This is a genomic window from Enterococcus sp. DIV0840 (assembly GCF_050527835.1).
Classification (GTDB): domain Bacteria; phylum Bacillota; class Bacilli; order Lactobacillales; family Enterococcaceae; genus Enterococcus_L; species Enterococcus_L ureasiticus.
The window spans coordinates 2,807,788-2,833,267 of record NZ_CP172876.1 but is presented as its reverse complement, the minus strand read 5'-3'; the positions used below and the strand labels follow the sequence as shown (position 1 = coordinate 2,833,267).

Here is a 25,480-nt window from a genome sequence, read left to right as displayed (position 1 = left end):
GTATTCATAAAAAAATATATATTTAAACGGGTGTTTTATGCCCGCTTACATATTGGAATTAATAGGAGGAGGAACCCCATTCATGGCAAAGACAGGAATGTATGTAGGCCTTGATATTGGTACAACATCAGTAAAAGTTGTAGTTGCTGAGTTTATCGAAGGTCAAATGAATATCATTGGCGTAGGAAACGCAAAATCTGATGGATTAAATCGAGGGATCATTGTCGATATAGATAAAACAGTTCATGCGATTCAAAGAGCAGTAAGACAAGCAGAAGAAAAAGCGGGAATTCAAATTAAAAGTGTGAATGTGGGGTTACCAGCAAACTTACTTGAAGTGGAAAATTGCCAAGGAATGATCGCTGTAAGTAGTGAGTCAAAAGAAATCACTGATGAAGATGTTAGAAACGTAGCATCTGCAGCCCTGGTTCGTTCAACTCCTCCTGAACGTCAAATCGTAGCAATCTTGCCTCAAGAATTTACAGTAGATGGATTCGAAGGGATCAAAGATCCTAGAGGAATGATTGGCGTTCGTTTAGAAATGTTCGGCGTAGTTTTCACAGGTCCGAAAACAATTATTCACAATACTAGAAAATGTGTTGAAAAAGCTGGCTTAACAGTAAATGAATTAGTGATTATGCCGTTAGCCTTGACAGAAACAGTTCTTTCAGATGGTGAGAAAGATTTTGGAACCATCGTGATCGATATGGGTGGCGGACAAACAACGACTTCTGTAATGCATGATAAACAATTGAAATTTACTCATGTAAACCAAGAAGGCGGAGAGTTTGTTACGAAAGATGTTTCTATCGTATTGAATACATCATTCAATAACGCTGAAGCATTGAAAATCAATTACGGCGATGCTTATCCTGAAAGAACATCAGTAAGTGAAGAATTTCCGGTTGATGTGATCGGTAAGTCTGAACCTGTAAAAGTTGATGAACGTTACCTTTCAGAAGTGATTGAAGCCAGAGTAGAACAAATCTTTAAAAAATCTAAAGAAGTATTGGACGAAATCGATGCTTTAGAACTTCCGGGTGGAGTAATCTTAACAGGCGGCGGCGCAAGTCTTCCGGGTGTTGTTGATTTAGCACAGGAAATTTTTGATGCAAGTGTGAAATTGTACGTACCTAACCACATGGGATTACGTAACCCAGTCTTTACGAATGTGATCAGTATCGTAGAATATTCTGCTCAACTGAATGACATTTATCATATTGCTAAAGGTGCGATTCCAGGCGAAAAGATCAAATCATCACAGCCAATCGCAGTTCAACAAGAAGTGCAATATGATACTTATACAGATACACCTCAAGATGATTACGACGATTCTGAAATTCATGAATCTGGTGAAAAAGTTACAGGCAAGATCAAAGACTTCTTCTCAAACATTTTTGACTAACTATTAAAACAGGAGGAAACGATACTATGGAATTTTCTTTAGATAATAACATTAACAATGGCGCTGTCATCAAAGTTATCGGTGTAGGCGGCGGCGGTGGTAATGCTGTTAACCGCATGATCGATGAAAACGTCAAAGGCGTTGAGTTCATCGCTGCAAATACAGACGTACAGGCCCTTAAAAACTCAAAAGCAGAAACAGTGATCCAACTTGGACCTAAGTATACACGTGGTTTAGGTGCTGGATCTCAACCAGAAGTTGGCCAAAAATCAGCAGAAGAAAGCGAACAAGTAATATCAGATGCCTTACAAGGAGCTGATATGATCTTCATCACTGCTGGTATGGGTGGTGGAACAGGAACAGGAGCTGCTCCTGTAGTTGCTAAAATCGCAAAAGAATTAGGCGCTTTAACAGTTGGCGTTGTCACAAGACCATTCAGCTTTGAAGGACCAAAACGCGGACGCTATGCAGCAGAAGGAATTGCTCTTTTAAAAGAAAATGTAGATACATTACTAATCATTTCAAACAACAGACTATTAGAAGTTGTAGATAAAAAGACGCCAATGCTTGAAGCATTCCGTGAAGCAGATAATGTATTACGTCAAGGAGTACAAGGTATTTCAGATTTGATTACAGCTCCAGGGTATGTCAACTTGGACTTCGCTGATGTGAAGACGGTTATGGAAAACCAAGGAACTGCTTTAATGGGAATCGGTGTTGCGAGCGGTGAAGACCGTGTCATTGAGGCAACTAAAAAAGCTATTTCTTCTCCATTATTAGAAACATCTATTGATGGCGCTGAACAAGTATTGTTAAATATCACTGGCGGTTTAGATATGACATTATTTGAAGCACAAGATGCTTCTGATATCGTAACAAGTGCTGCAACAGGTGATGTGAATATCATTCTAGGAACTTCTATCAATGAAGACTTAGGCGATGAAATCCGTGTCACAGTTATTGCGACAGGAATCGATCCTTCTAAAAAAGATCGTAAATCTCAACGTCAAAATAGACCTACTCAAATTCAAACAGTGCAACAAGCACCAGTTTTGGATATGGAGCAATCAAAACCATCACAACCTCAACCTCAAGAAGAGACAAGTGCTTTTGGTGATTGGGACATCCGTCGTGAGCAAAACGTACGACCAAAAGTCGAAGATACAACATTTGAGAATGTTGAGAAAAAAGATTTTGAAACATTTCATCGTGAAGAACCATCACAAAATAATGACGATGAATTAAACACACCACCATTTTTCCGCAGAAAAAGATAGGAGCGACTTTTAAACATGCTAGTTGATAACTTAGAAAAAATAAATCAAGAAATTCAGCTAGCATGCCAAAAAGCAGCGCGGTCAGACAACGATGTAACGATGATTGCCGTGACTAAATCAGTGGAAAAAGACATTGCCAAGGAGCTTGCTGAACTTGGTATTGAGAATATGGCTGAGAACCGAGTCGATAAATTACTAGAGAAAAAAATGGCACTGAAAAATTTTTCGTCTATTAAGTGGCATTTGATTGGTAATTTACAGCGTAGGAAGGTAAAATCAATAATAAATGAGATAGATTATTTTCACGCTTTGGACAGTTTTAAATTGGCAGAAGAAATCCAAAAGCGAGCAGAGAAGCAAATTTCCTGTTTCGTTGAGGTGAATGTTACTGGCGAAGAGAGTAAACACGGATTTAAATCAGATGATGTTATTGATTTTATTCATCAATTAGCAGCATTTGATAGAATAAAAGTCGTAGGATTAATGACTATGGCGCCGTTGGATGCTTCTGAGCAAGTTCTTCGCGAAGTGTTTTCTAAGTTGAAAAAACTGCAATTAGCAATAAATAATCAGCATCTGTCATATGCGCCATGTACAGAGCTTAGCATGGGAATGAGTAATGATTTCCCAATCGCTATTGAAGAAGGTGCAACTTTTGTACGAATCGGAACAGCAATTTTCAGAGGTGCGTAAAGGAGGGGAATCTATGTCAATTTTTAGTAAAAATGCGTTATCGAGCTTTTTTGGATTATCTGGTGAAGATGAATATGATAATTATGATGAATACGAAGAGCAAAAGGTTGTGAATGAGCAGCCAAGACAGACGGTTCGACAAACACAAGCACAGGTACAAAGACCGACTGCAACTGAGCCTTTAACCGAAAAGCCATCTGCTCGTTATCGTTCAACAGAAACGCATCAAGATAAGAAAGAAAGCCGTCAGGAAACAGCATTTAATGAGCAAAAGGTTGTCTCCATGCGTAGTTCTAATAACTCAAATTCAAAACGTTCGCAAGATACACATAGTTCAGGTAAACCAGGGAAAATTACCATTATTGAACCACGCGTTTATTCTGAAGCAATGAATATTGCTAAACATATTATTGCAAGTGACGCTGTGCTGATTAATTTTCATTTAGTGGAAGAAAATCAAGCAAGAAGAATTGTGGACTTTCTTACAGGAACAGTTTATGCATTAGATGGAGACATTCAACGTGTAGGCGATGAAATTTTTCTTTGCACACCATCAAACATTGAAATCGATAGTGCTACTGCACAATCGTTAGCTAAGAAACAAATGTTTGATTTTTAGTTAGGAGGTAATGAGTATCGCTCTATTTATATTTATATTATATAAAGGTGTTCAAATCTATTCGGGCGTTTTAATCATTTATGCATTATTATCTTGGTTTCCAGGAGCATATGATTCTACGTTTGGCCGTTTGATTTCAAGAATTTCAGAACCTTACTTAAGCTTATTTGATCGATTAAATTTGAGAATAGGTATGGTTGGTTTTAATGTAATGATTGCAATCATTGTGTTGAATTTAGCTGCGAGTGGATTAGGACGAATTTTACAATCAATCTTGTATTAATAAAAGAAAGGATGATTTATCTATGAACGCAAATGTGTATCAACATTTTCGAAAAGATGAGCATCCTTTTATTGATTCTGTTGGTGATTGGTTAGAGCAAGTTGAAAGTCAGTACGCTCCTTACTTATCGGATTTTTTAGATCCGAGGCAGGCATATATTTTAGAAACATTGATTCGTCAAAATAGTGAGCTTGAGTTTCAGTTTTATGGTGGGTATGAACAAGCTGAACGAAGACGCTGTTTGATTTTTCCTGATTACTACGAAGCAAAAGAAGAAGATTTTGAAGTAGAATTAATAGAAATCGTTTATCCTGTAAAATTTTCTACGTTATCTCACGGTAAAGTATTGGGTACCTTAGTCAATACAGGAATCAAACGAGAATATTTTGGCGATATTATTTCTGACGATGATCGATGGCAAGTGTTTGTTGCTAAAGAGATCTCGAGTTTTGTTGAGAATCAGGTAGAAAAAATCGGGAAAGTTTCTGTAAGATTAGAAAAAAGAAAATATACAGAGATGATTCTTCCAAAAGATGATTGGACGCATGAACGGACAACAATAAGTTCGTTACGTCTGGATAATTTGATCTCTAGCGTATATAATATATCTAGACAGAGATCAAAACAATTAATCGAATCTGGAAAAGTCAAAGTGAATTGGACGGAGAATACAAGACCTGATTTCCTAGTAGACCTTTTAGATATTGTATCTATTAGAGGGTTTGGCCGAATCCAAATTCAAGAGTTAGAGGGGAAGACGAAAAAGGACAAGTTTCGTTTGTTACTGGGAGTACTACGAAAATAATCCAAAGAGGTGAAGGAATATGGCATTAACTCCATTAGATATTCAAAATAAGAACTTCTCTACAAAAATGAGAGGGTACAACCAAGACGATGTCGATGATTTCTTAGATCAAGTAACGAAAGATTATGAAGATTCTCTTCAAAAAACACGTGAGCTTGAAAAATCATTAAAGCATGCAGAAGAAAAATTACAATATTTCAATGAATTAAAAGATGCATTGAATCAATCAATCATTGTAGCACAAGACACTGCAGATAAAGTAAAAACAAGTGCAAATAAAGAATCAGAAGTAATCGTTACTTCTGCTGAAAATACAGCGAACGAAATGATTTCTTCAGCTGAAAAACGTTCAAGCAATCTTATTACATCTGCAGAAGAAAAAGCAAAAGAAATTCTAACAGACGCAACTGATCGTGCACGTCAATTAGCAGCAGAAACAGATGACTTGAAGAAGAAAACACGTGTCTTCCATCAACGTTTAAGCTTGATGCTAGAAGCACAATTAGAACAAGTGAAGAGTGAAGACTGGAATGAACTATTAAAGCCATTCTCAAGTTACGTAAGTGATTCACATACTGTTATTAAAGAAGTATTAGCTCAAGAACTTGATAAAAGTGACGATGTTGTTGCAGAACCAGTATCAGCAACAGAAGAATCAACACCAACACTTGAAAAAGCTGCAATGGATCCAAAGGCAATGCTTGATTTATTAAATCAAGATCCTAAATAATTGTGTATATAAATAGAACAGAAAAGTCAATAACCATTCTTTTAGCGAGTCAATGATAGTGAAAGTTTGACAGACCCTGGTATTGAAAAGATCCTCTATTTTACTCAAGTTTGAATGTAGTAAAACTTGACGAGTGATTTCGTTAACAATTAACAGAGGAAATAATTGAGTTGATCGATTATTTTAAATTTGGGTGGTAACGCGAGTACTTTCGTCCCTTGGGATGAAGGTACTTTTTTGCTGTAAATCACCACGATTGGCTTTGCCAGAGTGGATGATGAACAGTACTTGGCGAACGTAAGTGAGAGAAGTTTCCATACTAGTGAATCACTCCACTTCGTTTCGACCCCTTCAATTTTTAAGAACTAAAGCACAAAGAATTGAGGACCTACGATTGACTCTGCCAGAGTGGATGATGAACAGTACTTGGCGAACGTAAGTGAGAGAAGTTTCCATACTAGTGAATCACTCCACTTCGTTTCGACCCCTTCAATTTTTAAGAACTAAAGCACAAAGAATTGAGGGCCTACGATTGACTCTGCCAGAGTGGATGATGAAGAGTACAAGGCGTGTGATGTGAGAGAAGTCTCCTCACTAGCGAATCATCAAAATGCCTGATGAAAATTTTAATACAGAAATAAATGCAGTAACTCCTATTTTAATCAATATTCATAAACGAAAGCGAGGAAATAAAAATGAAAATGAAAGAAACATTACAGTTGGGAAAAACTGCTTTTCCAATGCGTGGAAATTTGCCAAACCGTGAGGTAGAGTGGCAAAAAGATTGGGAAGAGAAAAAAATCTATGAAAAACGTCAAGAATTAAACGAAGGCAAACCAACATTTGTTCTTCATGATGGACCTCCATATGCCAATGGAAATATTCATTTAGGTCATTCGTTAAATAAAATCAGTAAAGATATTATTATCCGTTCAAAATCTATGTCTGGATTCCGTTCACCGTACGTTCCTGGCTGGGATACACATGGCTTGCCGATCGAACAAGTATTGACAAATAAAGGCATCAAAAGAAAAGAGATGACTTTAGCTGAATACCGTGAAAAATGTGAAGAATATGCACGTTCACAAGTAGATACTCAACGCGCTGACTTCAAACGTTTAGGTGTTGCAGGTGATTGGGAACATCCTTATGTCACATTAGATCCGACTTATGAAGCCGCTGAAATTCGTGTGTTTGGAAAAATGGCTGAAAAAGGCTATATTTATAAAGGGTTAAAACCAATTTATTGGTCTCCATCTAGCGAGTCTTCATTAGCAGAAGCTGAAATCGAATATAAAGATGTAAAATCAGCATCTATTTATGTGGCGTTTAAAGTAGTTGACGGCAAAGGAATCTTAGATACAGATACATCTTTTGTAATCTGGACAACGACACCTTGGACACTGCCTGCAAACTTAGGAATTTCTGTGAATCCTACTTACCAATATGTTGTTGTTAAAGCATATGGTAAAAAGTACGTTGTTGCTAAAGATCTTTTAGACACAGTTAAAGAAGCAATTGGCTGGGATGATGTTGAAGTTCTTGAAACGATTTCTGGTAAAGATATGGAATATATGACAGCACAACATCCATTTTATGATCGTACATCATTAGTTATGCTAGGGGATCATGTAACATTAGATGCTGGTACTGGCTTAGTTCATACGGCTCCTGGACATGGTGAAGATGACTATATCGTAGGTAAAAAATATAATTTAGATGTTCTATCACCTGTGGATAATCGTGGTGTATTTACGGATGAAGCGCCTGGATTTGAAGGTATCTTCTATGATAAAGCGAATCCAATGATCACAGCCTTACTTGATGAAAAAGATGCATTATTAAAATTGGACTTCTTTACACATAGTTATCCACATGACTGGCGCACAAAAAAACCTGTTATTTATCGTGCAACACCGCAATGGTTTGCATCAATCGATAAATTCCGCCAAAATATCTTAGATGAAGTTGAAAAAGTTGATTGGATTCTTCCTTGGGGCAAAACTCGTCTGTACAATATGATTCGTGATCGTGGCGATTGGGTAATCTCTCGTCAACGTGCATGGGGTGTACCATTACCGATCTTCTATGCTGAAAATGGTGAAGCAATCATTACTCCTGAAACAATCGATCATGTAGCAAATTTATTTGCTGAGCATGGATCAAATATCTGGTTCAAACGTGAGGCAAAAGAATTATTACCAGAAGGCTTCACACATCCTGGTTCTCCAAATGGTGAATTTACGAAAGAAAATGACATCATGGATGTTTGGTTTGATTCTGGTTCATCTCATGAAGCGGTCTTGCGTGAGCGCCCAGAACTGACTTTCCCAGCTGATATGTATCTAGAAGGCTCTGATCAGTACCGTGGCTGGTTTAATTCAAGTATTACGACAAGTGTAGCCATCAATGGTGTGGCACCTTATAAAGCTGTTTTATCTCAAGGATTTACACTGGATGGCGAAGGCCGTAAAATGAGTAAATCATTGGGTAACACTATTTTACCTGATAAAGTGATCAAGCAAATGGGTGCGGATATTTTACGCCTGTGGGTAAGTAGTGTAGATTATGAAGCAGATGTGCGCGTTTCAATGGATATCTTGAATCAAGTTTCTGAAGTTTATCGTAAAATCCGCAACACAATGCGTTTCTTATTAGCGAATACAAGTGATTTTGAACCAAAAGATCATACAATTGCTTATGAAGAGTTACGTTCTGTGGATAAATATATGGTTGTCCGATTAAATCAAGTGATTCAAGAAATTCGTGAAAAAGGCTATGAAAAATATAATTTCATGCAAATCTATCGTTCAGTGATGAATTTCTTAACGGTTGATCTATCGTCATTTTACTTGGATTTTGCTAAAGATGTTGTTTATATTGAAGCGGAAGATAATTACCAACGTCGTTGTATGCAAACAGTATTTTATCAAATTGCTGTTGCATTAACAAAACTATTAACACCAATCATTCCGCATACTTCTGAGGAAATCTGGAGCTTCTTAAAAGAAGAGGAAGAGTATGTTCAGTTAGCTGAATTCCCAGGCTATGAAGAATTTGCCAATCAACAAGAGTTATTAGATACTTGGGCTGCTTTCATGGACTTTAGAGATAATGTTTTAAAAGCATTGGAAGAAGCGCGTAATTCTAAATTGATCGGTAAATCGTTAGAAGCGAAAGTAACTGTCTATCCTAATGAACAAATCCACGAGTTATTAACAGCTGTGGATGCAGATATCGCTCAATTATTGATTGTTTCTGGTTTTGAGGTAGCAACTTTAGCTGCAGAAGTGCCTGAAAATGTTGAAAAATTCGATGATATGTCGATTCTTGTGGAAAAAGCAGCAGGTGAAACATGCGAACGTTGTCGTGCGGTGCGTACAGATGTTGGTGAAAATGAAAAATTACCACACTTATGCGGACGCTGTGCTACAATCGTTGAAGAAAATTACCCTGAAGCTGTTGCTGAAGGATTCGAAGATTAGAAAAAAGGCTCTGGATAATTTCCAGAGCCTTTTTTCTTTATTCTAATTTGCCACGTTCACGATACCAGACATCAGGCTGCCAATCCCATGAAAAACCATCTTGTTCTAACAAATCAAATGCAGCATCAGGGCCCATTGAGCCTGCCGCATAATTAGGGAAGTCGACAGATGTTTTGTCCCAAGCGTGACGAATAATATCAACAATACGCCAAGATTGAGCTACTTCATCCCAGTGAGAGAAGTTTGTGCCATCACCATTCAAACTATCCAATAATAATTTTTCATAAGCTTCGGGACTATTGCCAGTTGTCTCTGCACTATGACGGTAATCTAATTTTACAGGAGTTGTTGTAAACCCTTGACCAATTTCTTTGCCATTTAGTGTCATGGAGAAACCTTCTGTCGGTTGAATATAAATCGTTAAGACATTAGGTGGTAAATCTGTTTTATCACCACATTTATCGATATCATCTTTGAAGACATTAACGGGTACTTGCTTGAAAACGATATTGATCCGAGTGCCTTTTTCAGTTAGACGTTTTCCTGTACGGATATAGAATGGTACACCTGACCATCGGAAATTGTCGATTAGGAATTTGCCGGCAACAAACGTTTCAGTTTGAGAGTGTTCATCAACATTTGGTTCATCACGATAACGAATAAATTCTTGATCATCCAGTTTGCCTTGACCATATTGACCACGAACAAAGTTTTCCAACGCTTCTTTCTCAGAATAAAGGCGAATCGCTTGTAAAGCTTTGACTTTTTCTGCACGAATTTCAGCTTCTGAAAAAGCAACAGGCGGTTCCATTGCTAACAAGGCGACAACTTGCAAGATATGGTTTTGAACCATGTCCTTTAAAGCACCACTGTGTTCATAATAGCCACCACGGTCTTCAACACCAAGACTTTCAGCAAAGGTGATCTGTACGTTATCGATATAACGATTATTCCATTGTGATTCAAAAATGTTATTGGCAAAACGAATCGCTGATATATTTTGGATCATTTCTTTCCCTAAGTAATGATCGATTCTAAAAATATCTTTTTCTGGGAAAACAGCACGAATTTCTTCATTTAATTGATAAGCAGAGTCATAATTTGAGCCAAATGGTTTCTCGATGACTAAACGGTCAAAACCGTTATCTGTTAAAATTTCTTGTGATTTTAAGTGTTGCACAATCGTGCCAAAAAATTGCGGAGCCATTGCTAAGTAGTAAATATGGTTTCCACCTAATTCGTATTTATCGTTTAAGGTATCGGATAATTTTTTTAAGGTATCGTAGTGCTCAGAATCATTGACATTATGGGACTGATAATAGAAGTGACTTGAAAATGCCTCAGCTTCTTCAGCTGTTGGATTTAAGTCCTTGATTGTGTCACGAACAATCTCACGATAGTGATCGTCAGACCAGTCTCTTCTTGCAGTGCCGATCACCGCAAAGTGCTCAGCTAAATTACCTTTGCGATATAAACGGAATAAAGAAGGATAAAGTTTTCTTTTTGCTAAATCACCAGTGCCGCCAAATATAGTAAATAGAGCGATCTTTTCGTTCATTTCATTTCCCCGCTTTCTTGGTGGAGGCTAGACTAGATGGTATTTCTTAGCCTGCCGCATAGTCGTTGTGTTTTTTATATTTTATCAACAAAAATTGTACTTGCTGCCTTATAGCTGATTGCTAATTTTTTGTTGCCATTGCTGATACTAATCGGACCTTCGTAGGCTGCAATCTCATCAATCGTATATTCTTCATGAATTTGTAGATCTATCGAGACGAGATAGTCTAGTAATTCTTTTTCATCTAATACACGACCGATGCGAATCTTGGTCCCAATCGGATAGTCTATTAAAGTTTGTCGTTTTTCTTCGTGTACAGGCTGATCATCTCCTGGAATAACACCACCATGAGGACAAAAATCTGGCTGATTTAAGTAGTCAGACAATCGATTTGCTAATGTTTGAGAGGTGACATGTTCTAAGACTTCCGCTTCATCATGAACTTCATTCCACGAGTAGTTTAAATGTTCAACTAAAAATACTTCCCATAATCGATGTTTGCGAATGAGCGTACTTGCTTTTTTTAGCCCTATTTCTGTTAGCTGAACACCTTGATAAGGTGAATGTTCAACCAGTTTTTCTTTTACCAACTTTGAAATCATCTCACTGACAGATGCAGCTGAAACATCTAAGCCAGAAACGATTTGCTTGTTGTTGATTTTATTTTCATCGCCACCTAATTCAAAAATTAGTTTTAGGTAGTCTTCACGATTCGGGGTCATATAGTTCATCCTTTCAAAGAAGCCATCAAGATAAGTTTATCAGAAAATTGTTTTTTTGACCATTTAATAATATGTTAATCTAAAAAAAAAGTGTGTTTTATTTTCTAAATCTGAAAATGATGAATAAACGTATAAGTGATAACGTTTTCTATGAGGTTTTATTTTAAACTTTGCTGGGAAAATAATCGATTCTATTTTATCAAAAAAAGGGAATGTTAAAAATAGATTAGAATTTCTGAGCTTGGTAGAAAATGAGCGTTATACCTAATGTTTAAATCAAATGATGATTGATTATTTTTGTAAGAGTATCTAAATCTAGATAAGAATTTATAAAAATGTTGGTGTATATTTTTTATTTATGATAGAACAGGACTTTTAATAGCACTTTGCTTTATAATAAAAGTATCATTTTCAAGGAGCGAATAAGACGTGAAACAAAATCAATATATTTTATCTATAGATCAAGGAACAACGAGTTCAAGAGCCATTATTTTTAACCACAACGGACAAGAGATCGCTAAAGCACAAAAAGAATTTACCCAGTATTTTCCACATCCTGGCTGGGTAGAACATGAGGCAAATGAAATTTGGAATTCTGTTCAGTCCGTTATCGCAGATGTGTTGATCGAGTCAAAGTTAAAACCTGCTCAAATCAAGGCGATTGGCATTACAAATCAGCGTGAAACAACGGTTGTGTGGGATAAAGTTACAGGCGAGCCGATCCATCGCGCGATTGTATGGCAATCTAAGCAAACAAATGAAATAGCAGATGAACTGAAAGAAAACGGTTATCAGGAGTTTATTCAAAAAAGAACAGGTCTGATCATCGATTCTTATTTTTCAGCGACAAAGGTAAAGTGGTTGTTAGAACATGTTAAAGGTGCTAAAGAAAAAGCCCAAACTGGACAATTATTATTTGGAACGATCGATACGTGGCTACTATGGAAACTAACAGGTGGTAAAGTTCATAAAACGGACTACACGAATGCCAGTCGGACAATGTTGTTCAATATTCACTCACTGGATTGGGATCAGGAGATTTTAGATATTTTAGCTATCCCTCGAAATATGCTGCCGGATGTGTGTTCAAATGCAGAAATCTACGGATATACTGAAGACTATCATTTTTATGGAGAAAATATTCCGATTGCAGCGATGGCAGGGGATCAACAAGCTGCACTTTTTGGACAAGTGGCTTTTGAAAAAGGCATGGTCAAAAATACTTATGGCACAGGCGCGTTTATTGTAATGAACACAGGAGAAAAAGCAATTTTATCTGAAAATGGACTATTAACAACGATTGGTTATGGAATTGATGGTAAGGTCAATTATGCGTTAGAAGGCAGTATTTTTGTTGCAGGATCTGCTGTTCAATGGCTGCGTGATGGCTTGAAGTTGATTGAAAAAGCAAGCGAATCAGAATTTTTAGCAAGCCAAATCCCTGATTCTGACGGAGTGTATGTTGTACCAGCCTTTACGGGTCTTGGCGCACCTTATTGGGATCAAGAGGCTAGAGGCGCTGTATTTGGTTTAACCAGAGGAACAACGAAGGAGCATCTGATACGTGCAACTCTGGAGTCGATTGCTTATCAAACAGCGGATGTCATCAAAACAATGGAAAATGATTCCAAGATCGAGATCAAATTATTAAGAGCAGATGGTGGCGCGTCCCAAAATGATTTGTTGATGCAATTTCAAACGGATATCATTAACAAACCAGTTGAAGCCGCCGACTTTTCAGAGACAACTGCTTTAGGTGTTGCCTACTTAGCAGGGTTAGCTGTTGGTTTTTGGAAAGACTTAGATGAGATTAAAGCATTTACGCATCATGGAAAACGATTTGAACCGCAAATTACCGAAGACAAGCGAAACGACCTATATGATGGGTGGAAAAGAGCGGTTCATGCAACTATGGCTTATAAGAACGGGGAATAACTCAGGATAAATGAAGTAAAGGAGGAGCAAGATAATAGACTATCGACCGCAAGTTTGGCAAGACTCTAAAAATGATTACCAAGAAGTTGCTCCTGATTTCCGTTTACGACCCTATATTCAATCATATTGGTTTAGTTATAAGGAATCATCCAGTCCACCTAGCAGGATTATTCCAGATTTATGTTCAGATCTGATTGTTCAATTAAGTATGGAATTAGATGTTTTACAGATTAATATCAGTGGTCCGAACACGAGCTTTTTTTATTCCTACTCGGATCAACCGACAGTTTATTTAGGTATCCGGTATTATTTAGGTGGTATGTATCCATTTTTCAATCAATCCTTTAAAGGACTGAAAGATCAATTAGTTGAATTAACACTACTTGAAAAAAGAATGGCCATTGATATGACGGATAAATTATCGGGGAAGAAATCACTTAGTGAGCTGATCAAAGGAGTTGATTTGTTTTTTTTAGAGCGTTTGAATCGGTTATCAGCGAAAAAAATTTCGATGCCCATTCAGAAGTTTATCGAAGATCATCGTTACTTAATCAGTTATGCTGAATATACAGTTAATAGTTCTTTATCTGAAAGGAGCTTGCAACGACTATTTAGAGAAGAAACTGGACTTTCACCTTATGAAGCGTTTGATGTTTTACGTTTTCAAAAAGTGTACCGGGAATTGATCAGTGGACCAAATATCAGTCACTTAGACTTGGTTGAAAAATATGGTTTTTTTGATCAGGCCCACTATTCCCGGAAAATGAAAAAAATGACCGGACTAACACCGCAAGCAATTCGTCAACATGTCGGAATTTTACAAGACAAGAATTGAGCAAGGGATTATAATAAATGAAAAAGGACGGAGGTTCTTAAGATGAAATTAGATATGGTCGGAATCATTGTCGAGTCGATGGAGCAAGCAGTTTTATTTTATGAGCGTTTAGGCTTTAAGGCATTGGGAGAAAAAAATGCTGATTACGTAGAAGTGAATAACCAAGGGATGCGCATTTCACTAAATACTAAAAAAATGATCGAAGGAGTTTATGGCTACCTGCCAAAAAGTGAAGGCGATAAAATCGAATTGGCTTTTCTCTGTGATTCTCCTGCAGAAATCGATCAGGTTTGTGAAGAAATGAAAGGCTTTGGTTATGAGATTTTTCGGGAACCGTGGCAAGCTTTTTGGGGTCAGTATTATGCAATCATCAAAGATCCAGATGGAAATTTGTTGAGTCTTTTTTGTAATGATCAGTTGGAACAAGCCGATGAAAAATAAAATCCAGTACTTAAAAGATACTGCTAAAACATGGCCAGGAGCAACAGTTGATTATCGAGAAGATTGGGATTGCGATTATTTTGGGATAGAGAAGAAATGTTTTTGTATGCTTGGAACAAATAAAGCTGGTGACTGGGTGATGACAGTCAAAGGGGATCCGGAAGAAAATGAATTGTTGCGCGAACAATATTCAGATGTGGTTCCAGGATATTACGCAAATAAGACACATTGGAATTCCTTTGTATTGGAAAATTCGTCGTTTACTGAGGAACAATTAGCTGGTTTTTTAAGGAAATCCTATGAGTTAGTCCTGATGAAATTACCAAAGAAAATTCAAGAAAAATATTAATAATTAATCAACTAAAAAAGACCAAGTCAAAAAAATTTGAACTGACTTTGTCTTTTTTAGTATGATATCAATTATTCTTTAACAACGTTCAAAACCACATTGCCCTTTTTATGACCGATCTCTACATACTTATGTGCTTGGGCTGCATTAGCTAATGGGTAAGTTCTATCGATTGTTGCTTTAAATTTCTCTTTTTCAAATAGCTCTTTAAGTAAAAACATATCTTCCATCAGTTCTTTGACCAATCCTTGGGCGACAGAAATAAATTGCCCGTTTTGTCTTGTAAGCTGTTTAGCCGTAGTTTTGTTTAATTTTCCAACGGCATCAAAGACAATATCATATGTTTCATTCAGTGTTTTAAAATCATCAGTTGTGTAGTCAATGGTAGTAGCCGCTCCTAGTGAGCGAACTAAAGCAATATTCTGAGTGCTACAAATGCCAGTAACATCTGCGCCAAAATAAGCAGCCAGTTGCACCGCCGCTGTGCCCACAGAACCTGAAGCACCGTAAATCAAGATCTTTTGGTTAGGCGCTATAGCCGCTTTTCTCAAAAAATGAAGAGCTGTTGTTCCACCAAAAGCTAAAGATGCAGCTTCTTCAAAGTTAGCATTTTTAGGAATCAATGAAAGAATACTATTTTCGGATAAGCAAATATATTCCGCATAACCGCCAAACTTCATTCCTGTCAATGCAAAGACAGAATCACCAACTTTGAATTTTGTGACATTTTCTCCAACTGCTTCAATGACACCTGAAAGTTCTGCTCCTAAAATTGGTTGTCTGGGTCGGTTAAGGCCAAACATGATTTTCATGATCGGACCATATTTTTTTGCACCTCTAACGACACAATCGCCGGAGGTCGCAGTTGTTGCATGTATCTTTATAAGAATTTGATTGTTTTTCGCTATAGGTTTTTTGATGTCCTGAAATTTAAGAACGTCGGGTGTACCATATCCTGTACAAATGATTGCTTTCATAATTTCCCTCATTTCTTTAATGGTTTATCATTATTCTTTATAAGAAAAAACATCCTCTAGTGGCTGATCAAATACTTTAGCAATTCTAAATGCTAGTTCTAAAGAGGGAGAGTATTTTTCCTGTTCTAAAGAAATAATTGTTTGTCTTGTAACGCCTACAGCATCAGCCAAAGCTTGCTGAGTCATTTCATTATGCATAAATCGTTGCTTACGAATTGTATTTCTTATTAAAGATTTTCCCATAGTTAATATCCTCTTTCATAATAAAAAATGTAAGAAGCATAGGACACAAAAACAGAGACTAATATAGTAAATGCTAGAATCGTAAACATTGTAGAAATCGGTTGATGGATAGCTATAGCAGCCATTGCTAAAAAGAATCCAAATGCGAATATAAAGCATAAATTTCGAACGGCTCTTAATTCAATTAATCGATCTCGTTCATCGGAAATAGTAGGAGCTTTATTTTTACTGAACATGTTATTGAATAGGTTGAAAATGATCAATACAATGATATTAGTGATAACCAAAACTACCAACAGTTTAAAAAAGAACACTCCCCATAAAGAAAGAAAATCTTGCTGATTTGAGTGTAGTTTATTCAAATTATCCAAGTATAAATAAAAGAAAATAACCACATTGGGAATAAGTAGAACGAATGCTTTTTTTGATTGATAAACCATAATAATCCTCCTAAATTGTTTTTTGTTTGAAATATTTCAAATCATAAAAAGACGGAATTAAACTTTTCATAACTAGATTTTAGGTGTATATCCAGTTATTGCTTAGGTATCCCATCGATGTATAAACGTTTATTCTAGTTGTAAAAACGTTTATACATACAATATCATAGAAAAAGAACCATGTCAAAGAGTTTTGACATGGTTCTTTTTTATCTAAATTTAGCCATTCAAATACCAAGTAACCAATGTGATGATCCACAAATGTGCTGGATAAAATACATAGAATAAATATTTAAAGAATGGATTATCACTACCTTTTTTATCGTTATATAAATGGATAAAAGGAATGACTGTAATAAATAGAAATTCTGGATTTGCGGCTAGGCTTTCTTTAATGGTTTCAAAAGAATATTCGGGCAATCCTACAATTGCCAGTAGCAAAAAAGGAATTGAAAGAATAATATACGAAATATCTCTCTTTTTTGCATTGTCTCTGAAAAAATAACTAAGTAGCATAAATGGTATAACGATTAATCCACCTTCTGTAGGAATAAAATCTAAAGATACTGCTAATACTAAGATAATGGCCAAAATAATTGTTCCGATTTTCAAGACAGGTTTTTTCACGCGCTTTGAAAAATCGATCAGTGTTAAAATCGTCACGCCAAAAGAGAGCGTTAGAAAAATATTATTCTGAATCTGGTACATAGGATTTTTGATAATCAAGGTATTGATTAAAGTATTCCCTACAAACATGATTGCTGCCCAGCTATAAAGACGTAGCAAATATTTTTTTCGGCTTCTTGTATAGTGAAAACCTTCGACTGCCATAAATGCAAAAAACATAGCGACACAACGAGTTATCATACCAACTGGTGTGTTAAATTGTGGTGGTAAAAGTGGTAAAAGGTGATCTAAGAGCATCAAGCCCATCATGATGAGTTTTATTTGATTTCCGTTCATTTCATTCTCCTAATAAATATTATTTTTTTACTTTCTATTAGTATAAAAAAAATAACTCTTTTTGGCGTGGGAATCAGCGAACAAATAGATTACAAAAGTGAAAGATGACTGAAAGTTGCTTTTTTTATTGCAGAAATATTTTAGTTGAATCAAAAGCCAAGTGTCGTAATTGAGTCAATAAAAGTAAGTAAAAATGAGTTAAAGAAAAACGTTTTTTTGTTACGCTGGTCAAAAAAGTGTTCATAATAGGATAGGAAAATAAGAAAAGAATATGAGAGAATGTTTGTGTTAAATAAAAAAACAATTATTTTTAGATTTAATTGAAATTATATTGATATGAAATTTTGGGTTTGAAAATGAATTAAAACTACATAAACGAATGATTAGCCTAGAAATAGTGCGTTCTATTCAAATCGTTTCGGCGCATTTAAATCCTTTCTTTTTAAACATATACTTACGAATAAATTCTGTTATGTCAGAGATAAATCAATTTCAGATCAGATTATATTTTTTTAAATAAAGTGCTAATTCGAAGAAATGGAAGGTAACTCTCGTGCAAATAATAAAAAAAAATAAAAAATATTATGTGATGGAACTTTTATTAATAATAAGCTATGTAGTATATCTGTTATTCTTTTTTTACTTCTATAAAGAGGCTGTTTTCTATGTTGATAAGAGTGCGTCAATAATGATTCAATTGCTATTTTTAACGAATTTTTATCTTAAGGAGATTTTAATCAATCTAGTTATAGCATTTTTACTGTTCGCTATACAATTGTTATTTCTTATCCACTTATATTCAATGATGAAAAGTGATTCCAAAGTAAAGAGTGATTTTATTTGGCTGTTTATAGTGGCGATTTTAATTTTTTGTATTTATTCTTTGGGATTGTTATTGAATAAGATGGGGATTCTCTTTTTGGTTATATTCATTTTTTCAGCTGCGGCAGCCTATGCAACATATGTCATAGTTAAACTTGGCAAGGATAAAGAGCTAATGATACAAGAAGAGAATCTTCTAGAAATTGAAGGACCCTTTAATACAGAAAATGAAGCGCTCCATAAATTTGAAGAATTTTCTGAAAATTGGGTTGGATCTGAGCTATTATCTTACGTAATTGAATGTGAACATAATGAAGAATATTATATCACCATATACATTGAAATGGCTCAAAAAGATGAAGAGCATAGTTATGAGGAGAAAATCACTGAATGAAAAAATTATATATCGCTTATTCAATACTTATCAGTTGTTTCACTTTTTTGACATATACAAGTAAAGCTGCGGCAGCAGAAGGGGATTCTGATTTAGGCTATACAGTTTCAATTGTGCAACCGAAAACTCAGATCGATCCAGAGAAAAGTTATTTTTATGTTAAAACGACACCTGGAGAAGTCCAAACTTTAGAGGCAAGGGTAAAGAGTACAAAAAAAGAAGCAGTACATTTAAATATTTATGGGAGTAATGCTATAACCGGTGACGGTGGGACAATCGAATATGAGAATGATGTCTCTAAAATCGACAAAACATTAAAAGAACCATTAACCTCATTGATCACAATAGAAACTCCGGAGATTACAGTAGAAAATTTTGAAGAGAAAATAATTCATATAAAATTGACTCCCCCAAAAGAGATCTACCAAGGAGTAAAAATGGGTGCCTTAATATTTTCACTAGATAAAGGTTCAGAGAAAAAAAGTGGCGTTACAACAGAATTTTCATATAGGGTTGGCTTGATTGCTTCCAGTTCAGGTGATGAGTTCAATAATGCCCTAACACTAAATTTGACTTCTGTCAAAGCTACAATGAAGCGTGGCAAGAAAATGGTCATTGCAAATCTCCAAAACCCTGAGCCAAGAATATTAGAGAATTTGAATATTTCGGCTACGATGGTTGAAAAAGTGTCCGAAAAAGTAGTGAAAAAAATAACCGTACAAAACTACACTATTGCTCCGAATAGTAATTTTGATTTTGAAATGGATTGGGGGATTGCACAACTTCCTTCTGGTGACTATACATTGAAATTAACTGCAAGCAATGATTTACAAGAATGGGATTTAAGCAAAGATTTTACTATTTCAAACCAACAAGCAAGAGAAATAAATGAAGAAAGTGTATTTAAAATTATAACGCCTACTTGGATAAAAATAGTAGCAGCTATCTTTATAAGCTATTTCATAATGATAACCTTAACTATTATCTTTAGGAGAAAACAATGGGAAACACAATGGAAAAAAATACGTCTTTTAAAAAACAAAAAAAAGAGAAAAGCTGCTAGAGTTAATCGAAATAGAAATCTCATGTGATATTAACAATCATGATCAGGAGGGGAAATATGATAGATTACTTATGGATTTACATATTAAGTGGTGTTGCTTTACTATCACTGGTTTTATTTTTACTAACTTTATCAAGAGACCTATTTTTAGTGAAGCGCCTAAAGGCTAAAAAAATTGCTTTATTTGCGAATTTTAGCTTATTAATACTCTCTTTAATGAGTCTCGCATTGATTATTTATTTATTTATTTATTCTACTTAAAGAACAGATTAATCTGATTGGATAGTAATTAAATTGGAAAATTCACAACAATAACTGTCTTTAATTTATTTGTATTAAGAGAAGGATGATTAAAAAATGAAAAAACTTGTTTTAACAACATTATTAGCATCATCAGCATTAATAGTTTTTGCGAAAACTGCGGATGCAGTAGAAGTCGGGAAAGATAAAACAGATGCTGGAATTAAGTTTGAAACAGATGGACCAGTAAAACCTGGATCAGGACCATTCAAGGATAACTTATCACTTGTATTTGTACCGTCTAGTTTTGATTTTGGGAACCAAAAAGCTACTGCTAATATTGCAACATATAGCAATACTTTTAAAGAGGACCAATACATTACAGTAAACGATGATAGACAAGGAACGACAACTGGCGAAGGAGAAACAGCTGTAAGGACTACACCAGCTTGGAAAGTAACTGCTTCAATGTCAGACCTTGTTTCAACAGGTGATTCTGCGACTACTTTACCATCTAAATTGACATTTGAGTTAGGTGATCCGCAAGCCTACACAATTGGTACAAAAATTGATCCAGATACCAATGATTTTATTCCTAATCCTGTTAAAGACAATATGTCGAAACTACCTGAGCCAAATAATATTGTACTTGGTGATGGAAAAACAAAAACCATTTCATTAGAAGCGGGAAAAACTACCGCAGCTCAGGTATTAGGAAAATCAAAATCGGATGCTGTTACAGGGGGATTTGCTACTAAACTTTCAAATGTTAAATTGTCTGTCACGTCTGGAAGTAATGCTTCAGGAAAAACATTTAAAAGTTCAGTTATTTGAGTTTAGATAACACATACTAAAAATTAAAGATATAAATAGATTGTCTAGACAGTTATTGTTGTGAATTTTCCAATTTTTGAATGAAGATAAATAATTATTTTATTGTGATGTTTATTTATGAGAGGTTGGAGAAAAGAATTTGAAAAAATTATTTATAGTTGTAGGTTCCTTTATTTTAATTGTACTTACTCAATCGGTAACAAGTTTTTCTGAAGAAAATTCGGCAAATAGTTTTCAGGATTTTACTTACGAAATTGTGATGCCTACAAATCAAATAAATAGAGATGTAGGTTACTATGATTTATTGGTGAGCCCAGGACAAAACCAAACTATTCAATTAAAAATACATAATGTAACAGCAAAAGATATAGCAATTGCGATTAGAAGAAATAGTGCAAAAACCAATAACTCTGGTGTCATTGAATACGGACCAAACAAAATTGAAAAAGATCCATCATTAAAAGTTGATTTTCCAGACATAGTAAAAGGTCCAGAAAAAGTTATGGTTCCATCAGCTAGTACCAAAACAGTTGATTTTTTGATAGAAGTCCCCTCGTTTGCTTTTGAAGGATACATTTCGGGCGGTATACAGTTACAAAAAGTTGAGGAAGATAAAGATGAAAGCAACGAAGAGCGAGATGGTATCGTTAATGAATTTGCTTATTTAGTTGGCATGTTAATTAGTGAAACAGAAACAAAAAATATTAAACCAAAGATGAAGCTAAACAAAGTTTATCCTGGAATACAAGATGGAAAAGCAATGTTATTTGTGAATTTTTCTAATAGTCAACCAGTATATGGGGAGGACCTATCTGTACATGTCAAAGTAAGGAATAGAAACAAGACCAAAATCCTGTTTGAAATCTTCAATAAAAATATGCGGATAGCTCCTAATTCGATGCTCGATTTTCCAGTACCTATTGATGATAAACGAATGAAAGCTGGTGAATATACAGCTGAAATCACTGTGAAGACACAAGGCAATAAGACTTGGTCTTGGGTTGAAGATTTTATGATATCTAATCAAGAAGCAAAAGGAGTAAATAGTCAAGTTATTGAAGCAAGAGACCGATCTAATGGTTCACGATTCCTGATGATAATAGCGCCTATAGTCGTTTTAATGATCATTTATAAAAAAATCGTAAAGAGAAAAAATAAAAAGTCCAAGTAATTTAGGAGTGAGTTGAAATGAAAAAAAAATCATATATTATCATGCTTTTAGCAATAAGTATATTTTTTTTTGTAAATGTAAATAAAATTAAAGCATCTCCAACCTTGGAAGACAATTCAGCAGAAACAGTTACTGATGATGAATTAAATAAAACGAAGTCATTGTTGAAAGCTGAGACATACGCTAGTGACCCTGTTGGTGTACCATTGACAGGAATATTTAAAATTCCAGAGAATTCGAATAGTTATGTTTCTGGTAACAAAGTGATTATAACAGAGAAAAAATCAGCTCAAAAAGGGAGTGTTTTTTCAACGGAAGAAAATAAATTAGATTTAAGTAAAGATATTGAGGCTGAAATGTATATCAGAATAGATGGTAATGCAGATGGTATGACTTTTTTGTTACATAACGATTCAGTTATGACAGGTACAGGCTATACGCAAAAAGAAGGTGGCGCATTAAATGCGTATGCTGATCCTTTCTATTCAAATTTTAAGGGACAAGCAAAGAATAGTTTTGCTATTGAATTCGATACATATTACAACGATAATTATGATTCAACAGTGACTAAAAATGATGGTAAAGGACACGTAGCTGCTATATTTCCAGATGTTAAATCGGAATATACATTTAACGGTGATAATGTTAAAACTTTAAAACATCATAATGTTCAGTATCCTAATTTTAAACTAGGAGATGGAAAATGGCGTAAATTTAAGATAAGTTGGAAAGCCTTTGATAGCAATAATATTGGGCATATAACATACGCACTTGAGGGATTAAGTACTCAGACGATGGAAATTAATAAGAAAATTTTTGGCAATGTAAATAAGGTATTTTGGGGATTCACAGGATCAACTGGAGCTTTTTTTGAAAAAGCAGAAGTGGTTTTCAAAGAAGTACCTGGATTGATTAATTATACTGATCGTTTAAGATTGACCGATATTGTTGGAAATACGCTAACAGATACCACTAAAGTTAAAAATGACACAGAATTACAAGTGAATTACTCAGGAGAATACACAGGAGGTAACCAGAATCTACTGGCACCTATTTTAAAATTTACATTAAGTGCTGGTCAGGAGTATCTTGAAGACACATTTACCGTGAACGATGTATCTACAACACCTACCTATACTAATAATACTTTGCAAGTTAATTTAAGTGAGTTGAGCAGTGAAAATAACAAAGTTGATGTATCTTTTAAATTAAAGCCAACAGGGCTGGATTCTCTGGAAAAACCTACTATAAAAAGTAATATATCAGGATCAAACTATTTTAACTCTAAGGAGAATACCTTAGCTTATACAGTGGATACTAAAGCACCTTCAGGGATTGGTAAACTTAGTATAGTAGATCAATATGATACAAAGAAAATAACGGAGACAGCAGATTATAAAGAATTTTTAAAATCATGGCAGGATGATGGTTCAGCAAAAGATAACATTCAAGTGGATTTAAAAGAGGGGCAGGATATAAAAAAAGTAGTAGCCGCTCCAGGTGTGAGCCATGTCATTATCACTCTTAAAGATGAGGCAGGCAATATCGGAGATGTGACCGTACCATTGTTTATTAAAGAGAAAGAAACTAAAATTGCAAATGATGATACGTTTTTGATAACAGCAAAAGATGTAGAAATGTATAATTCAGATTACCCTAAAACAACAGATGAGTTGAAGGTATTATTGCGTAAACAATCATCATTAGAATTGTGGCAAGCGAATGTAGATGGTTCTTTAACAAAATTAGAGTCCACGTTGGTCAGTCTGACAACCAATCAACTACCTCAAACAGGTTCGATTCCCGAAGCAGGAGAGTTCCCAGTGAAATTAGAATATACAGCAAATAACACTACGATTAATTTAGCGATCAATCTCAAAATAGTACCTAATTTATCAAAAGTCATTGTCCAATATGTAGACGAATTGGGAGGAGCGATACTCACCCCCACAACGATAATTGAGAATGTTGGTAAGACCATAAATTTGACTGAGCAAGAGACCGTTAAAACAACGATTAAAAAAATAATGGATAAGAACTATTTATTAGTAGCCAGACCAAGTTTAGAAACGGCTATTTCTGTAACAAAAGAAGAAAAGACAGTTACTTATCAATTTAAAGGGACATTGCAAGTTATTTCATCTCCCAAATATTTAAATTTTGGACGAAAAACGTTAGGGAATTTTTTTATCAAAGTAGAACAGGCGAAATACGATAAGCCCTTGGTCATTTGGGACAATCGAAAGGTCAAAAGTTCTTGGACAGTTACAGCCACATTGAAAAAAACGTTAACAAATCAGGAAGATGAAAGTATAGAATTACCTAGAGCGATTATATATAAAACGGATGAAGAGGAATCGATAGTTCTGTTAAAAGATGTTGCTCAGCCAATCGCCGTTAGAAAACCAAATGATTCTAACGAGTACAATATAAGCAAGGACTGGGAAAACGGACAACAGGGATTTCAATTGGAAGTTACATCAAGAGAAGTGCTCAAACTAGGTGCATATAGAGGGACTATTTTATGGCAAGTAGGAGAGACGCCATGATCTTAGTGGAGTTTGCAGTGAAAGTGATGGATGTAATTAACTATAAGATCATTCGTTCTCTCAAGTTGATGAATAGAACCAAAGAATTGAGGTTGGGACAGAAGTGTTTAACTCCCACTGTTTATTCGGATTCCTTGAGGCTGAGATGTGACTCGTAGAGTTATGTCCCAGCTTCTTTTTTTACTGGTCAAAGAGGAACCATTCTCAATTTTGATTCAGGAAAACGAACTGATAATTAGACAATAAATGACAAAGAAAGAAGCGTATTTTTAATGTAGAACAAGTTCATTATGAGTCATCTTGAGCAGTAAAAGTATTGTGTAATCAGACCTATATAGTAATTTTTCTGTAAAGCCTATTGACTATATTTAGATTTCATGATAAATTATTTAGAAATAAATGAGAATAAAATGAAAGAACGATGATCAGAATAGTAGATGAGTCGATTTGTTTTAGAGAGTTTCCGTTTGCTGAAAGGAAATAATGAATTATCATCGAACACGCCTGTAAGTTGTTTTTCTGAAATAAAACGTTTAGTTCACGAGGTTTGTTTCGTATTCTAAATGAGTAGGAAAAATCGGAGAGTCCGTTATCGCTCCTTAGTATATCTAACTAACAGAGGTTTTTACTGTGAAGTAAAAACAAAT

Annotated in this window: 24 protein-coding genes and 1 other annotated feature (1 of these 25 cut by a window edge); of the genes, 18 read left to right on the top strand and 6 right to left on the bottom strand. The window is 35.1% G+C overall.

The genetic code is table 11. The annotated features are described in order from the left end of the window. Nucleotides 1-82: 82 nt before the first annotated feature. The 8 genes from ftsA (at nt 83) to ileS (ending at nt 9,297) form a co-directional block, all read left to right on the top strand. Entirely contained in the window at nt 83-1,405 is a 1,323-nt protein-coding gene (gene ftsA, locus IGL98_RS13515) for a cell division protein FtsA (protein WP_206911972.1), read from the top strand. A gap of 26 nt (nt 1,406-1,431) precedes the next feature. Then, complete coding sequence (gene ftsZ / locus IGL98_RS13510; RefSeq protein ID WP_069646234.1) at nt 1,432-2,682, top strand: cell division protein FtsZ; 1,251 nt, start codon at nt 1,432-1,434, stop codon at nt 2,680-2,682. 15 nt (nt 2,683-2,697) lie between these two features. Beyond that, entirely contained in the window at nt 2,698-3,375 is a 678-nt protein-coding gene (locus tag IGL98_RS13505; RefSeq protein WP_206842872.1) for a YggS family pyridoxal phosphate-dependent enzyme, read from the top strand. A 13-nt stretch (nt 3,376-3,388) separates the two neighbouring features. After that, nucleotides 3,389-3,994: a cell division protein SepF gene (locus IGL98_RS13500; RefSeq protein WP_069646232.1), complete on the top strand. Its 606-nt coding sequence runs from the start codon at nt 3,389-3,391 to the stop codon at nt 3,992-3,994. Between the two features lie 10 nt (nt 3,995-4,004). Continuing rightward, nucleotides 4,005-4,277, top strand: coding sequence for a YggT family protein (locus IGL98_RS13495; RefSeq protein WP_242590175.1), 273 nt, complete (start codon nt 4,005-4,007; stop codon nt 4,275-4,277). Between the two features lie 22 nt (nt 4,278-4,299). Further along, complete coding sequence (locus IGL98_RS13490) at nt 4,300-5,082, top strand: RNA-binding protein (RefSeq protein ID WP_206911970.1); 783 nt, start codon at nt 4,300-4,302, stop codon at nt 5,080-5,082. Nucleotides 5,083-5,101: 19 nt separating this feature from the next. Then, the gene (locus IGL98_RS13485) at nt 5,102-5,812 is read left to right on the top strand and encodes a DivIVA domain-containing protein (protein WP_206842870.1); all 711 of its coding nucleotides are present in this window, start codon (nt 5,102-5,104) and stop codon (nt 5,810-5,812) included. Between the two features lie 695 nt (nt 5,813-6,507). Further along, nucleotides 6,508-9,297: an isoleucine--tRNA ligase gene (gene ileS, locus IGL98_RS13480; RefSeq protein WP_206911969.1), complete on the top strand. Its 2,790-nt coding sequence runs from the start codon at nt 6,508-6,510 to the stop codon at nt 9,295-9,297. Between the two features lie 37 nt (nt 9,298-9,334). Here the strand turns inward: ileS and zwf are convergent, their stop codons facing one another. Both zwf and IGL98_RS13470 read right to left on the bottom strand, forming a co-directional pair. Continuing rightward, a complete protein-coding gene (zwf, locus tag IGL98_RS13475; RefSeq protein ID WP_206911967.1) occupies nt 9,335-10,855 on the bottom strand; it encodes a glucose-6-phosphate dehydrogenase in 1,521 nt (506 codons plus the stop codon). A gap of 74 nt (nt 10,856-10,929) precedes the next feature. Then, a complete protein-coding gene (locus IGL98_RS13470) occupies nt 10,930-11,577 on the bottom strand; it encodes a metal-dependent transcriptional regulator (protein ID WP_206842867.1) in 648 nt (215 codons plus the stop codon). A 429-nt stretch (nt 11,578-12,006) separates the two neighbouring features. Between IGL98_RS13470 and glpK the strand changes: the two genes are divergently transcribed. The 4 genes from glpK to IGL98_RS13450 are packed head-to-tail and all read left to right on the top strand — an operon-like array spanning nt 12,007 to nt 15,137. Further along, nucleotides 12,007-13,512: a glycerol kinase GlpK gene (gene glpK, locus IGL98_RS13465; RefSeq protein WP_206842866.1), complete on the top strand. Its 1,506-nt coding sequence runs from the start codon at nt 12,007-12,009 to the stop codon at nt 13,510-13,512. Between the two features lie 31 nt (nt 13,513-13,543). Then, nucleotides 13,544-14,347: a helix-turn-helix domain-containing protein gene (locus IGL98_RS13460; protein WP_340689540.1), complete on the top strand. Its 804-nt coding sequence runs from the start codon at nt 13,544-13,546 to the stop codon at nt 14,345-14,347. A 42-nt stretch (nt 14,348-14,389) separates the two neighbouring features. Continuing rightward, the gene (locus IGL98_RS13455; protein ID WP_206842864.1) at nt 14,390-14,788 is read left to right on the top strand and encodes a VOC family protein; all 399 of its coding nucleotides are present in this window, start codon (nt 14,390-14,392) and stop codon (nt 14,786-14,788) included. Then, nucleotides 14,778-15,137 carry an MmcQ/YjbR family DNA-binding protein gene (locus IGL98_RS13450; RefSeq protein ID WP_206842863.1) on the top strand — a complete coding sequence of 120 codons (360 nt, stop codon included), beginning with the start codon at nt 14,778-14,780 and terminating at the stop codon, nt 15,135-15,137. The genes IGL98_RS13455 and IGL98_RS13450 overlap by 11 nt, the downstream gene beginning before the upstream one ends. Before the next feature lie 71 nt (nt 15,138-15,208). On the opposite strand, the gene IGL98_RS13445 is transcribed toward IGL98_RS13450, so the two are convergent. From IGL98_RS13445 to IGL98_RS13430, 4 genes are all read right to left on the bottom strand, one after another. Then, nucleotides 15,209-16,114, bottom strand: coding sequence for an NAD(P)-dependent alcohol dehydrogenase (locus IGL98_RS13445; RefSeq protein ID WP_206911966.1), 906 nt, complete (start codon nt 16,112-16,114; stop codon nt 15,209-15,211). Nucleotides 16,115-16,144: 30 nt separating this feature from the next. After that, nucleotides 16,145-16,312, bottom strand: a complete 168-nt coding sequence (locus IGL98_RS13440) for a helix-turn-helix transcriptional regulator (RefSeq protein ID WP_422851615.1) — start codon at nt 16,310-16,312, stop codon at nt 16,145-16,147. 47 nt (nt 16,313-16,359) lie between these two features. After that, entirely contained in the window at nt 16,360-16,797 is a 438-nt protein-coding gene (locus IGL98_RS13435; protein WP_206842861.1) for a hypothetical protein, read from the bottom strand. Between the two features lie 219 nt (nt 16,798-17,016). Continuing rightward, nucleotides 17,017-17,760, bottom strand: a complete 744-nt coding sequence (locus tag IGL98_RS13430) for a TraX family protein (protein WP_206911965.1) — start codon at nt 17,758-17,760, stop codon at nt 17,017-17,019. A gap of 553 nt (nt 17,761-18,313) precedes the next feature. On the opposite strand from IGL98_RS13430, the gene IGL98_RS13425 reads away from it, so the two are divergent. The 6 genes from IGL98_RS13425 to IGL98_RS13400 all read left to right on the top strand — a co-directional run bounded on the left by IGL98_RS13425 (nt 18,314) and on the right by IGL98_RS13400 (nt 24,833). After that, on the top strand, nt 18,314-18,976 hold the full coding sequence (locus tag IGL98_RS13425; protein WP_339099577.1) for a hypothetical protein: 663 nt from the start codon (nt 18,314-18,316) through the stop codon (nt 18,974-18,976). Then, nucleotides 18,973-20,067, top strand: a complete 1,095-nt coding sequence (locus IGL98_RS13420; RefSeq protein WP_206842858.1) for a DUF916 and DUF3324 domain-containing protein — start codon at nt 18,973-18,975, stop codon at nt 20,065-20,067. The genes IGL98_RS13425 and IGL98_RS13420 overlap by 4 nt, the downstream gene beginning before the upstream one ends. 29 nt (nt 20,068-20,096) lie before the next feature. Further along, nucleotides 20,097-20,300, top strand: coding sequence for a hypothetical protein (locus tag IGL98_RS13415; RefSeq protein WP_430604788.1), 204 nt, complete (start codon nt 20,097-20,099; stop codon nt 20,298-20,300). A gap of 96 nt (nt 20,301-20,396) precedes the next feature. Beyond that, nucleotides 20,397-21,113: a WxL domain-containing protein gene (locus IGL98_RS13410; protein WP_242590040.1), complete on the top strand. Its 717-nt coding sequence runs from the start codon at nt 20,397-20,399 to the stop codon at nt 21,111-21,113. Between the two features lie 139 nt (nt 21,114-21,252). Continuing rightward, entirely contained in the window at nt 21,253-22,284 is a 1,032-nt protein-coding gene (locus tag IGL98_RS13405) for a DUF916 and DUF3324 domain-containing protein (RefSeq protein WP_206842853.1), read from the top strand. Between the two features lie 17 nt (nt 22,285-22,301). Continuing rightward, nucleotides 22,302-24,833 carry an L-type lectin-domain containing protein gene (locus IGL98_RS13400; protein ID WP_206911367.1) on the top strand — a complete coding sequence of 844 codons (2,532 nt, stop codon included), beginning with the start codon at nt 22,302-22,304 and terminating at the stop codon, nt 24,831-24,833. A gap of 412 nt (nt 24,834-25,245) precedes the next feature. Then, nucleotides 25,246-25,480 (top strand) — a binding site (T-box leader) (it continues 38 nt past the right edge of the window).